The organism is Limnothrix sp. FACHB-406 (assembly GCF_014698235.1).
Classification (GTDB): Bacteria; Cyanobacteriota; Cyanobacteriia; order CACIAM-69d; family CACIAM-69d; genus CACIAM-69d.
The window spans coordinates 289,430-303,030 of sequence record NZ_JACJSP010000003.1; the positions used below are offsets into that span (position 1 = coordinate 289,430).

At 56.2% G+C, this 13,601-nt stretch carries 9 protein-coding genes; 2 read left to right on the forward strand and 7 right to left on the reverse strand.

All coding sequences use genetic code 11. From position 1 onward, the window contains the following. Positions 1-206 precede the first annotated feature (206 nt). The 5 genes from H6G53_RS04765 to H6G53_RS04785 all read right to left on the reverse strand — a co-directional run bounded on the left by H6G53_RS04765 (position 207) and on the right by H6G53_RS04785 (position 7,394). On the reverse strand, positions 207-1,049 hold the full coding sequence (locus tag H6G53_RS04765) for an ABC transporter ATP-binding protein (RefSeq protein ID WP_190529798.1): 843 nt from the start codon (positions 1,047-1,049) through the stop codon (positions 207-209). A gap of 84 nt (positions 1,050-1,133) precedes the next feature. Beyond that, entirely contained in the window at positions 1,134-3,149 is a 2,016-nt protein-coding gene (locus H6G53_RS04770) for a nitrate ABC transporter ATP-binding protein (RefSeq protein ID WP_190531167.1), read from the reverse strand. Between the two features lie 68 nt (positions 3,150-3,217). Continuing rightward, a complete protein-coding gene (ntrB, locus tag H6G53_RS04775) occupies positions 3,218-4,057 on the reverse strand; it encodes a nitrate ABC transporter permease (RefSeq protein ID WP_190529802.1) in 840 nt (279 codons plus the stop codon). Between the two features lie 348 nt (positions 4,058-4,405). Next, positions 4,406-5,746: a CmpA/NrtA family ABC transporter substrate-binding protein gene (locus tag H6G53_RS04780; protein ID WP_190531169.1), complete on the reverse strand. Its 1,341-nt coding sequence runs from the start codon at positions 5,744-5,746 to the stop codon at positions 4,406-4,408. A 91-nt stretch (positions 5,747-5,837) separates the two neighbouring features. After that, a complete protein-coding gene (locus H6G53_RS04785) occupies positions 5,838-7,394 on the reverse strand; it encodes a ferredoxin--nitrite reductase (RefSeq protein ID WP_190529806.1) in 1,557 nt (518 codons plus the stop codon). 187 nt (positions 7,395-7,581) lie between these two features. Here H6G53_RS04785 and H6G53_RS04790 point away from each other — a divergent pair, with 187 nt between their 5' ends. After that, the gene (locus tag H6G53_RS04790; protein WP_190531171.1) at positions 7,582-7,737 is read left to right on the forward strand and encodes a hypothetical protein; all 156 of its coding nucleotides are present in this window, start codon (positions 7,582-7,584) and stop codon (positions 7,735-7,737) included. Between the two features lie 22 nt (positions 7,738-7,759). Here the strand turns inward: H6G53_RS04790 and H6G53_RS04795 are convergent, their stop codons facing one another. Both H6G53_RS04795 and H6G53_RS04800 read right to left on the reverse strand, forming a co-directional pair. Beyond that, a complete protein-coding gene (locus tag H6G53_RS04795; protein WP_190531173.1) occupies positions 7,760-9,388 on the reverse strand; it encodes an iron uptake porin in 1,629 nt (542 codons plus the stop codon). A gap of 168 nt (positions 9,389-9,556) precedes the next feature. After that, entirely contained in the window at positions 9,557-11,185 is a 1,629-nt protein-coding gene (locus H6G53_RS04800) for an iron uptake porin (protein WP_190531175.1), read from the reverse strand. Positions 11,186-11,738: 553 nt separating this feature from the next. On the opposite strand from H6G53_RS04800, the gene H6G53_RS04805 reads away from it, so the two are divergent. After that, entirely contained in the window at positions 11,739-13,565 is a 1,827-nt protein-coding gene (locus tag H6G53_RS04805; RefSeq protein WP_099534778.1) for an ABC transporter ATP-binding protein, read from the forward strand. The last annotated feature ends 36 nt before the right edge of the window (positions 13,566-13,601 follow it).

The following is a 13,601-nucleotide window of genomic DNA, read 5'->3' on the forward strand; positions in this document are numbered from 1 at the left end:
GAATACGTTTACGTTGTGAAAATAAGTCAAGCCGCAGCTAGGCAACGATCCCAGCGGGCCATGAGTCAAAAAAATGCCCCTGGCGGGGCGTTGAGCTGAATGTTGAACTGAGCATTGAGCTGAGGAGAGAGGCCCATGAGGCCAATTAAGCGCCGATCGCGTAGGAACCGATCGCGTAAGAGCCGATCGGGGGCCAACCCTCAGCCCTATTCCGCCGCGTCATCGTGGGCATAGCGGTTATAAAGGAAGTCGAGTGCGTAGTTGCGCAGCTCGTAATATTTGGGATCTTCCAAAAGTCGGGCCCGATCGCGCGGTCGGGGGAACGGAATATCCATCACCTCTCCAATCTTGGCAGCGGGGCCATTGGTCATCATCACCAATCGATCGGACAGGTAGAGCGCCTCATCAATGTCATGGGTGATCATCAACACCGTGACCTGATTTTCCCGCCAAATTTGCAGCAACTCGTCTTGCAACTCTTCGCGGGTGATGGGATCCAACGCTCCAAAGGGTTCATCCAGAATCAACACCTTGGGGCAAATGGCCAGGGCCCGGGCGATCGACACCCGCTGTTTCATCCCCCCGGAAATTTCCGCCGGCCGCTTGTGAATTGCTTCACTCAGCCCCACCATCTCCAAATATTTCAGGGCCAATTGCCGCTGTGCTTCCTTGGGTTGGGTGGTGTAAACGGCTTTCACCGCCAACAACACATTTTCCAAAACGGTTTTCCAGGGCAGCAGGGCATAGTTTTGGAACACCACCATCCGATCGGGGCCGGGCCGAGTGATTCGCTGCTGCTCTAGGCGCACTTCACCGGCCGTCGGTTCCGCAAAGCCCGAAACCATGTTCAATAGGGTGGACTTGCCGCAACCCGAGTGACCAATCACCGAAACAAATTCACCTTCGGCTACCCGCAAGTTGACCCCATCCAGCACGGGGTATGGCCCCTTGGGCGTTTGATAGACCTTGGAAACTTGGTCAATCACCAAAAAATCGGGTTCCGCTGCGACAACCATGGGCGGGACGGTTTGAGAAGAGAGGGTTTGCATAGGATTGCCAGGGCTGAGGAAGGGGTCGATCGAGTCAGAGGATGAAGAGTTGGGGCGATCGGCATCGGGCCACAGGCGGGCCCCTTAGCTAGGAGAAACGGAGCAGCTAAAGATTTCATCGACCCGAATTTCGGCCACACGGATATTGCGTTTAATCGCCAGGTTGTCGAGGTAGTCGATCGGGCGATCGGGGTCAAAGGTTTGGCCGTCAAACAGGACGATCGGCTTGCGGTCTAATTCCACCTCCGGCAGTCCCAAATTGCGAGCCGCAGTCAGATAGGTGGCCGTCGGGTTCACCCGTTCCATCACCTCCACCCAATTGCGGGGGAAGGGCGTAATTTCCCAGCGGGCCATCTGGGCCAGGGTCCAAAGGGACTGTACCGCGTCGGGACAGGCCGATCGGCTCACAAAGAACTGATGGAAGGTGTAAAGCGCTTGGGCCTCGGAACCATCACCCCGATCGAGCGGCGACAGGAACCCGGGCGAAATCATCTCCACCGGCAGCCCCACATAGTCGGGGCGGGCCAAAATTTCCAACACCTCAGCCCGGTTGCGATGATCATCGCAATATTCACAGGCCTCCAGCAGGGCCGTCAGCAGGGCCGCATGGGTATTGGGATAGGCCTGGGCCCAATCTTCCCGCACCCCCAGCACTTTTTCCACATGACCCGGGAACAGGTCAAGATCCGTGGCCATGATTTGACCAATGCCCTCTTGCACGGCTCGGGAGTTCCAAGGCTCTCCGACGCAATAGCCGTCAATGTTGCCCGCCTTCAGGTTCGAGACCATCTGCGGCGGCGGCACGGTGGCCAAGCTGATATCCCAATCGGGGTCAATGCCGCCGGAGGCGAACCAATGCCGCAGCAACAGGTTGTGCATGGAAGCCGGATGCACCATGGCAAAGGTGTGAACCTTGTCCGGATCCCGCTCAATCAAACTCTTGAAGGTGGCCAGGTCATTCACGCCCTGTTCGATCAGGCGTTTGCCCCAGGTGATGGCGTTGCCGTTGCGGGACAGCACCATGGAGGCTTGGATTGGCACGGGTTCGCTTTCGCTGCTGCCCAGGGTCATGGCCAAGGGCATTCCGGTCACCATTTGGGCCGCGTCGAGCTGGCCGCTGGCGACTCCATGGGCGATCGATTTCCAATTGGGTTTGCGCTGAAGGGTGACCTGCTCTAGACCGTGCTTGGCAAAGAATCCCTTTTCCCGGGCGATCGCCAGGGGCGCACAGTCAGTGAGGGGAATGAAACCCAGCTCCAAGTTGACCTTTTCCAGGCCATTGCCGGCCGCCACCACAGGGGCCGCCACTTTCCGTTTCTTGGAACGTTTTTGTTGATTGAGGAAGTAAACGATTTCGTTGCGCAGGCTGTAGTAGCTGGGATGGTTCACCACGTCCATGCGGCTGCGGGGACGGGGAATATCCACCTCCAGAATTTGCCCCACATGGGCGGCGGGGCCAGTGGTTAGCATCACCACCCGATCGCTCAGGAGCAAGGCTTCGTCCACATCGTGGGTCACCATCACGCAGGTGACATGGCTCTCTTCGCAAATGCGCATCAGTTGCTCTTGGAGGCCGCCCCGGGTCAGGGCATCCAAGGCCCCGAAGGGTTCATCGAGCAACAACACTTGGGGACGGGTGGCCAGGGCCCGGGCGATCGCCACCCGCTGTTTCATGCCGCCGGACAGTTCGCCGGGAAGCTTATCGGCCGCGTGGGCCAACCCCACGAGCTGAATATTCTCTTCCACGATCGCCCGCCGCTCTTCCTTGGGCAGATTCTTAAGCACCGTGTTGACGGCCAGGGCGATGTTGTCGCGGACGGTTTTCCAGGGCAACAGGGAGTAGTTTTGGAACACCACCATCCGATCGGGCCCCGGGGCTTCGATTTGGCGACCGTTCAAGATGGCCCCGCCACTGGTGGGGCGATCGAGGCCCGCAATGATGTTCAGCAGGGTGGACTTGCCGCAGCCGGAGTGACCAATCAGGGAAATAAATTCCCCTTGCTTGATCTCAACGTTGATGTTTTGGAGCGCAATGTAGCGATCGCCCCCCGGCAGCGGAAAGATTTTGTCAACGTGATCGATTTCCAAAAAAGGAGTCATGGTGTTGTGCGATCGGTGTTGTGCGATCGAGGAGTGAGTTATCCAAAGCTATGCCCAAACTTCGCCCGTTAGCGGCGTTCCGGCGGCACGGCAATGCTGCCCAAAAAAGCCACGAATCGATCGAGCAACAGCCCCACCAAGCCCACAAAAATCAACGCCAGGATAATTTCACTGGTCAGGGAGCTGTTATAGGCATCCCAGATGAAGAACCCAATGCCAACACCGCCCACCAGCATTTCCGCCGCCACAATGGCCAACCAGGACAGCCCAACGCCAATCCGCAGACCCGTGAAAACATAGGGAACCGTGGCCGGAAACAGCACGTTCAGGAAATATTCCACTCGCCCCAAACGCAGCACCCGGGCCACGTTTTTGTAGTCTTGGGGCACTTGCTGCACACCGGTTACCGTGTTCAGCAAAACCGGCCAAACTGCTGTAATGAAAATTACAAACAGCGCCGCCGATTGGTTATTTTTCAAGGCTTCCAAGGAAATGGGCAGCCAAGCCAATGGCGGGATGGTTCGTAAGAGTTGAAAGACCGGATCCAGTGCGTCATAGATCAGCGGGTTGCTGCCGATCAGAATGCCCACTAAAACCCCAATAATTGCTGCCGCTGAAAAGCCAATCGCCACCCGCTGCAAGCTGGCCATTAAGTGCCAAAAAATGCCCACATCGGTGCTGTTGGGATCCGTGCGATCGAACGCACCCACAATCAATTCCTGGGTGTCGCCAAACACTTCCAGGGGCCCCGGCAAGGGTGCTCCGGGAATTGAGCAAATTGCCTGCCAAGCCACCAAGCAAATGAGCGTTCCCACAATGGCCGCAATCACTTTGCGGGCATTTTTCTTAGACAGCGGCACAAAACGAATAATCGAATCAACGAGCGAACTAGAACTACTTGCAGCCATGGTGGTCAAACCTGAGTGTGATTAAATCCTCAATCGATCGTTGAGCATTCGATGGGCATTCGATGGGCATTCAAGTTGTCAGCCTGAGTCGATCGTTGCGCTTGCTCGCAGATGGCTGAAACCCTCCAACAACGGCTCATTCTCGATGAGATTATCAAGCCTGATCAAATGATTTGATTCAGGCGACTGACCCAGGAATTTTGATCGGGCAATCTCGATCGGGCAGTCGCAGTCTAATCTCGATCGAGAGAAACCGTTGCTGGTGGCTTCAGCCCTCCCTTCAATATGGCAATCATTCCTGAATGAAAGGTTTTGATTGCCTGACAACATTCGATTCAGAACCCAGCCCTAGGCTTTCAGGGCCTTGATCTTCAGACCATCGAGATAGGCCTTGGGATTTTCCGGATCAAACTTCACCCCATCAAAGAAGGTTTCCACCCCGCGCGACGTATCCTTGGGAATTTCCGCCTCGGGCACACCCAGCGCCTTAGCTGCCTCGCGCCAAATGTCTTCCCGGTTGACCTGATCCACCAAAGCTTTCGTGTCGGTGTTTTCCGGCAAGTAACCCCAGCGAATGTCTTCCGTGACAAACCACAGGTCATGGCTCTTGAAGGGATAGGAGGCGAAGTCTGCCCAGAATTTCATGGCCAGCGGGAATTTTTCTTCCTTACGCCCATCACCAAAGTCGATCGTGCCTTGGGAGCGACCCAAGATATCTTCCGCCTTGATCTTCAGCCACTCGCGCTTGCTGATGATGTCGCACATTTCGGCAATGTTTTCGGGCTTGTCGCACCACATTTGTGCTTCCAGCACTGCCATGGTCAGGGCTTTGGTGGCGTTCGGGTTCTTTTCCACCCAATCGGCACGCATCGCAAAGGCCTTTTCCGGGTGATCTTTCCACAGTTCACCGGTCACCAAGGCCGAGAAACCCAGCTTTTGGGATACCGTTTGGGCATTCCAAGGCTCACCCACGCAGAAGGCTTCCATGGTTCCGGTCTTGATGTTGGCCACCATTTGCGGCGGCGGAACCACAATCACCGACACATCCTTGTTGGGATCAATGCCACCGGATGCCAACCAGTAGCGCATCCATAAATCGTGTGTTCCTCCGGGGAAGGTGACGGCCACTTTCACATCTTTGCCACCGGACTTTGCTTTAGCCAGAGCTGCTTTGAAAGGTTGGTTGTCAAGACCGATTTTTTGACCAAGATAGTCTTTGCTGAGGGAAATAGCCTGACCGTTGGTATTTAAACGGGCCAAGATGTTCATCGGCACGGGTTTTTTCGTGACCTTGCCGGTGGTCATCAGGTAAGGAATTGGGGAAAGAATATGCGCACCATCAATCCCGTTCCCGGCCGATCCCAATTCCAGGTTGTCGCGAGTGGCGGCCCAAGAGGCTTGCTTGACCACTTCCACATCGGGCATTCCGTATTTGGCGAAGAGGCCCTTTTCCTTGGCGATGATCAAGGGGGCCGCGTCGGTGAGGGCAATGAAACCGAGCTTGGCTTTGGTTACTTCCGGCGGGGCGATCGAGGCGGCCGGCGAAGGGCTGCCCCCGGCGGAGTCGCCACCGGCCGGGCTGCTGGCGGCCTGGTTGCCACCTCCGGCAGCACAACCATGGATCGCAACGGTGGCTCCGGCAGCGGTGGCGGCGGTGAACAAAAACTTGCGGCGAGAAAAGCTGCTCATGGTTGCTGAGTTTGAAGGTAAAGAGGGGGAGTCAACGATCGGGGAGGATCGAGTGGTGTGTTGGGTGTTGGGAGCTAAGGGCCGGGTTGGGTTACGCCTCGGCCAGGGCGGGAGATTTGCGCTCGGCTTGGAAATGCTCCACCAGCAAGTCCACCAGCACATCATTCAGGTCTTCGCAGGGAATGCCTTTCATGACCCGATCGCCCAAGTGGGCCTCCTTGCCCACCTTGCCGCCGAGGAAAATGTCCACGGCCTCAACGGTTTTGCCGTCCTTGCGGGCCTTGCTGCCCATCAAGCCGATGTCGGCCACTTGGGGCTGGCCGCAGGAGTTGGGGCAGCCGGTCCAGTGAATTCGCACTGGCCGAGGCAGCTTGACCCGATCGGTGACGGCTTGGGCCACGGCCAGAGCACGCTGTTTGGTTTCAATCAGCGCAAAGTTGCAAAACTGCGACCCCGTGCAAGAAACCAGTTCCCGCACGAGGGGAGCCGGGGCGATCGAAAAGGTTTTCAAAAGCGGCTCTTGGGTAAAAACCGCTAACCGGGAATCGGGAATGTTGGGAATGATCACGTTTTGCTCAACGGTGAAGCGCAGTTCACCGCTGCCGTAGATATCCGCCAACCGCGCCAGGTCAAACATTTGGCGCGCATTCAGCCGGCCCACGGGAATGTGTAACCCGGCATAGTTGAGGCCCACTTGCTTTTGGGCGTGGATGCCGATGTGGTCGCGTTTGTCCCAGCAATACTCATCCTGCTCGGCGGCGGCAATCAAGGGAAATCCCAGTTGCTTTTCGACAACGGCGCGGAATTTTTCAATTCCCCACTCGTCAATCAGCCACATCAACCGAGATTTTTGGCGGTTGGCGCGGGGGCCGTGATCCCGATAGACCACCAAGATCGCTTCGCAGAGGGACACCACATCGCGTGGATCCACCCAGGCATTGAGGGGAATGGCGGGGGCCACGCGGCTGGCGGAAAAGAACCCGCCCACCACCACGTTGAACCCAAGCTTGCCGTCTTTGTAGGCGGGGATGAAGGCGATGTCGTTAATTTCGGCGTGAACCGAGTTGTCGCGGCTGCCGTCGATCGCGATGTTGAATTTGCGGGGCAGGTTAGTGAAGCTGGGGTTGCCATCACCGTTGTTGGTGATCATGTCCTGCACTTTGCGCACCAGCCCCCGGGTGTCGATCAACTCGTCGGCATCAATGCCGGCCACGGGGGAGCCGGTGATGTTGCGCACGTTGTCCATGCCCGATTGGATGCTGGTGAGGCCGGCGCGATCGAGCTGTTGGAAAATTTCAGGAATGTCATCCAACCGAATTCCGCGTAGTTGCAGGTTTTGGCGGGTGGTGATGTCGGCGCTGCCATCGTCGCCGTAGCGCTCAACGATGCTGGCGAGGACGCGCAGTTGGCCGCTGGTGCAAATGCCGTGGGGCAACCGCATCCGCAACATGAACTTTCCGGGAGTGACCGGGCGAAAGAACACCCCTAGCCACTTCAAACGGTGATTCAAGTCATCTTCGGGGAGGTTTTCCCAGCCCAAGCGGGCAAAGGTGGCGAGTTCGTGTTTAACTTGCAGTCCGTCTTTTTCGGCTTTGAATTTCTCAAACTTGGTGAGTTTGGAACTTGCCGGGGCGATCGCTTGAGCCATAGTTACCAGCGAGGGGGTCAATGCCGGTGGGTAAAAACTTCTGACCGCTGGCCGAGGCCAGGGAGTATTCGGTCAGAAGTTGTAGTTGCTAGAGCTGAGAATGGGCAAATGCTAGCGATCGCGCCTCAGGGCTTTTGTAATCCAAGTTACAAAAAACTTTACAGAATCCGTTTCAAGCATGAATTTCATGCAATTTCTGCATTTAAGCACCCGTGAGCCGCTCGATTCCGCCCCGATCGCCCCGATCGCCCCGATCGCCCAGTCAGCCACCCCAAAAACAGCCGATCGCCTCGGCCCAAAACTGAACCAGGCGATCGGCTCCCAACACAGGCAAAACCCTTAGAAAAAACCTCAGAACGCAGAACTTAGAACGCAAAGGTAGTGCGCACCACGCCCACCACCTGCATACCGTTGTCCTCATCATGTTCCGGGTTCACAATCACGATCACGCCCGGCGTGATGGCGATGTTATCCGTCAGCCGGTGGCGGTAGAGGGCTTCCACATGCAACGACGTGTCCCGATCCTCGCGGCTGGCCAAGTCGTTGCGCGTGGTTTTCGGCGGCATCCCGAAGATAATCCCGCCCACATTGCCCTCCTTGAACAAGTCCGGGAAAGCCATCGTGACGGCCCAAGTCCAGATATCCGCATTGGCCCCCCGATCGCCCCCTGATTTGGCCTCGGCATCCGTATAAGCTACCCAACCGGACAAATTGAAACGGGGACTGAATTGCACCGCACCGATCAACCCGTAGGAATTGGCCGCAGTATCCACCCGATCGAACGGCCGTTGGGCAAAGGCGCTGCCGATGTTGTCCGTAATGTTCACATCCGCTTCATCGAAATAGGTGTGGGTGAAGGTGAAGCCAATGCTGGTGCTGGGGGTGGGTTGATAGAGCAATTGCCCCAAAATGCCATAGCTGCCATTGAACAGCCCCGCCTCATCATCCGGGCTGCTGGCCCGAGGCGCACGGTAGGCCACATCGGCCGACCAATGTTGATTAAAACGATGCTGAATTCCCACACCGGGGCCGCGCAACCCGCGATAGATCGAGCTATAGCGCCCAAATCGGGACAGGGCCCCAGAACTGTCACTCCGCAGGTATACGTTCAGGGGATCCGTGATCCCATCCGTGCCGTGGCCATTGGCAATTAACCAGGCCCGCGTTTGATCGCCCAAGGGAAAGCGGTAGTACAAATCCCCCAACCGGAGCTGGCCGCCACTGTTGCCGTCAAAGCCCAGGCGGGTCATGCTGGTTCCCGTCAAGTCGCCATCGATCGGGAGAATGTTGTTGCTTTGTAGCCGCACCCGCAACTCGTCTTTTCCGGTAAAGCTGGTGTTGAAATTCAGCCGCACCCAATAGGCAAAGGTGGCGTTGTAGTCCAAATCGCCGCCGCCCGCCTTTTCGTCGCCCCACACATCAGCTAGGGCAAACATGGCCTCGGATTGGAGCTTGGTGGCCGGCGAAAAGCGATTGGCTTCCAGTTCTGCCGTGCGGGCTTCCAGGGCATCCACCCGCCCCCGCAGGCCGGCCAACTCCGCCGCGAATTCCTCTTGCAGTTTTTGCAATTTCCGCAGATCTTCCTTGGCAGCAAGCGGATCGGTGGCGGACTTGATTAGCTCATTGATCCGATCGAGGCAGGCATTCAACCCGGCGGCGAACTCATAGCGACTGAGGGGCCGGTTGCCCTTAAATGTGCCATCGGGATAACCAGCAATGCAGCCATAGCGCTCCACCAAGGATTGCAGCGCCTGAAATGCCCAATCGGTGGGTTGCACATCCGAGAGTTGCGAAACGGCGGTGACCTGGGCCAGGTCATCCGTGCCTAAGGGATCCGTGCCCAGCAGGTCGGCTTCGGTGGCCACCGTGGGGCGATCGTCCAAGGTCAGCAGGGGAATTTCCGAGGCGATCGCCCCCGTAGGTATTCCCAAAATCAGGGTCAAAAGAGGCAACAGAGCGGAGCTAGAGAGTAGTGGCAGAAAACGATGGGTCATGGGTTAGTCCTCAATAATTGCCAAGCGGTTGCGGGGAGATTGACTGAGCCGCAGTGAGCCGCAGTGAGCTGTTGCCCAGAAAAAGCTGGCTCCCCGTCAATGATTCACCTCTGCTACTTTCAAAAAGCCGGATCAGGTATTTACGCTGAATGGCCACACCGGATTTAGTTAGAAAGAGAACACGGTGCGCACCACACCCACCACTTGGGTCTCGTTATCGTTGTTGTGCTCCGGGTTAAAAATCGCAATCACACCGGGCGTAATGGCAATGTTGTCCGTGAGCTGGTGGTAGTAGAGCGCCTCCAGGTGGAACGAGGTATCGCGATCTTCGCGGCTGTCCACATCGTTTTGGGTGGTCTTCGGCGGCATCCCGAAAATAATCCCGCCCAAGTTGCCTTCCTTAAACAGATCCGGAAAAGCCATCGTGACGGCCCAATTCCAAATGTCGGCATTGGCTCCCCGATCGTTGCCCGATTTGGCTTTAGCATCGGTGTAGCCCACCCAGCCGGACAGGTTGAAACGCGGACTAAATTGCACCGAGCCGATCAACCCATAGGAGTTGGCCAACGTATCAACCCGATTAAAGGGCCGTTGGGCAAAGGCACTGCCCACGCCGTCCGTGATGTTCACGTCGGCTTCGTCAAAGTAGGTGTGGGCGAAGGTGAAGCCAATGCCAGCGCTTTTGCTGGGCTGATATAGGATTTGGCCCAAAATGCCGTAGCTGCCGTTGAACAGGCCCGCTTCATCATCCGGGTTGCTGCCCTGGGGCGCACGGTAGGCCAGATCCACCGACCACCGATCGCTAAAGTCATGTTCGATCGCAACCCCGGGGCCGCGCACACTGCGGTAGATCGAACTAAAGCGACCAAACCGCGACAGGGAACCGGCACTGTCACTGCGCAGAAACGAATTCAACGGATCGGCAATGCCGTCAGTTCCCTGACCGCTGGCAATCAGCCACATATGGGTTTTGTGCCCGATCGGGAAGCGATAGTGCAAATCGTCCAATCGAAACCGATTGTTGCTGTTGCCATCAAAAGACAGGCGGGTCATGCTGGTTCCGGTCACGGCCCCATCGATCGGGATGATGTTGTTGCTTTGCAGCCGCACCCGCAACTCGTCTTTTCCGGTAAAGCTGGTGTTGAAATTCAGCCGCGCTCGGTAAGAAAACGTGGTGTTGTAATCCAAGTCACCGTCGCCGGCCCGCCCATTGCCAAATACGTCATCCAAGGCAAAAATCACTTCGCCTTTCAGCTTGGTGGTGGTCGAAAACTGGTTCGCTTCCAGTTCCGAAGCGCGGGCTTCCAATGAATCCACCCGACCGCGCAGGGCTGCCAGTTCCGCCGCGAATTCCTCTTGCAGTTTTTGCAATTTCCGCAGGTCTTCCTTGGTCGCAAGCGGATCGGTGGCGGACTTGATTAGCTCATTGATTCGATCGAGGCAGGCATTCAACCCGGCGGCGAATTCATAGCGACTGAGGGGCCGGTTGCCCTTGAACGTGCCATCGGGATAACCGGCAATGCAGCCATAGCGCTCCACCAAGGATTGCAGCGCCTGAAATGCCCAATCGGTGGGTTGCACATCCGAGAGTTGCGAAACGGCGGTGACTTGGGCCAGGTCATCCGTGCCTAAGGGATCCGTGCCCAGCAGGTCAGCTTCGGTGGCCACCGTCGGGCGATCGTCCAAGGTCAGCAGGGGAATTTCCGAGGCGATCGCCCCCGTGGGTATTCCCAAAATCAGGGCTAAAAAAGGCAGCAGTGAATAATGAGCGAGTCGTGGAGCAAAGGGATGAATCATCAGAAATTCCTAGGCGTTTCCTGTGGAGCTAGCGGGTAACGATTCTGTAGGGCTAGCTGGCAGGTAGAATTCGCAGTCAACGCACGAGCACCCAAAACAGAAATCTTCAGATTCATAACCTATGGCGAATTCAGATGTCATCCCAAATTCTGCTGATTTCTACCCTCAAACTCCTTAATTCTTGGTTCGCGTTCTAATTTCAGATCGGTCAATTTTTTTGATTATTTCTGATTTTTTCCCTTTGTCAAATACCACCTTTCTGACTGTTTGTGCCTCCTTGGCAGATATTTGACCATCGTTGATCGTGATGGATTGCAGATCCCGATCGCGTATCAATTCAGACAGGGCGATCCAGAGATCCGCTGGGCGATTGGAGCCGCTGAGCTGCCACCGGGCGATCGAGTCATGGAGGCGAATTCATAGGCGATAATGGGGGAGACTCTGTACTGAAATTGCCGTCAAGCCACCCTGATCGATTGTCTGCCCGCCTTTGCAAACAGGCCCGGCCGCCAATCCGTCAGGGCGGCTTGATTTGTGTCTCTACCGGTTGGCTATGACTGCGAATCTTGCTGCTGCGCAAACCCCGTCCGATCGCCGCTCTGAAACTGACTGGCGGCTTTTTTTGCGACTGGTACCCTACGCCCGTCGCAGCGGCAAGCTGCTGATTGTGTCACTGATTTTGTTGCTGCCCTTGTCCTTGGGCAATGCGTTGCAGCCAATTTTGGTGGGTCAAGCCATCTCGCTGATTCGGGGCGAGGCCAGCGCTTGGGATTTTCTGGAAGCGATGCCCCTGCGATCGGGTCTGAACACCGTGGGGCTGTTGGTGTTGGTGACGGTGGCAGTGCGGTTGGCGCTCCAAGGGCTTCAGGGCTACTTGGTGCAGGAAGTGGGCCAACGGATCACGGCGGATATTCGCAATGATTTATTCGATCATGTGACCGCGCTGGCCATGCGCTTTTTCGATCGCACGCCCGTGGGTCGGTTGATTACCCGCCTAACCAGCGACGTGGATGCCTTAGGTGAGGTTTTCTCCACGGGCGCGATCGGGATTGTGAGCGATCTGTTGTCGATCGTGGTGTTGGTGGCCACCATGTTGACCCTGCAATGGCAATTGGCCTTATTGCTGTTGCTGATGTTGATCCCGATCGCGGGGGCCATTGTTTATTTCCAAGGGGAATTTCGGAAAGCCAACTATCGGGCCCGCGAGCGGTTATCGGATTTGAATTCGATGCTGCAAGAGAATCTGGTGGGCGTGAATGTGGTGCAATTGTTCCGTCGAGAACGCTACAACGCCAAACAGTTTCGGAAAACCAACCAAGACTATATTCACGAAGTCGATCGCACCATCTTTTTTGACTCGGCCGTTTCAGCCACCTTGGAGTGGATTTCCCTGGTCGCGATCGCCGGGGTGCTTTGGTATGGCGGCGCATTGGTGGCGGGCAAAACGATCGAGTTTGGAACCTTGGCGGCTTTCATTCTCTTTGCCCAACGGATGTTTGATCCCTTGCGAGAATTTGCCGAAAAATTCACCGCCATTCAAGCGGGATTCACCGCCATTGAACGAATTAACGGAATCTTCTCGGAGCCGATCGAAATCCAAGACCCGCCCAAGGTTGATCGCGCCCAATTTGCCAGCCTGAAAACCCGTGGTGAAATTCGCTTTGAGCATGTTTCCTTTGGCTACAAATCCGATGAAATTGTGCTCCACGACCTAGACTTCACCATCCATCCCGGCGAAAAAGTGGCCTTCGTGGGGCCCACGGGCGCGGGCAAATCTTCAATCATCCGGCTACTCAGCCGTTTGTATGAAGTCACCGAAGGGCGAATTTTGCTGGATGGCGTGGACATTCGCGACATGGCCCAGGCTGATTTGCGCCGAGAATTAGGGATTATTTTGCAAGATGGATTTCTCTTTTCCGGCGACGTAAAAAGCAACATTACCCTCGGGGAAAATTACAGCCTGACCGAGGTGCAAGCCGCCGCCGAACGAGTCAGCATTGATGAATTTATCCGGCAATTACCCCAAGGATATGATTCGGAATTGCGTGAGCGCGGCACTAATTTATCGGGCGGTCAAAAGCAGCTTTTGGCCTTTGCACGGGTGGCCATTCGAGAACCCAAAGTACTGATTTTGGATGAAGCTACGTCCAGTTTGGATGTGGCAACAGAAGCGGTTATTCAAGCAGCGGTCGATCGAATGATGCGCGATCGCACGGCAATTATTATTGCCCACCGGCTCTCGACCATTCGCAATGTCGATCGCATCTTTGCCCTCAAACGGGGTCGTTTGGCGGAGTCTGGAACCCACGATCAATTGATGGCTTTGGATGGTCTTTATGCCAGCCTTTATCGATTGCAAATGCTGGGGGCAGATGTTTAGCAATGGCTTGATTTTGCTGGGCGATCGGTGATTTTG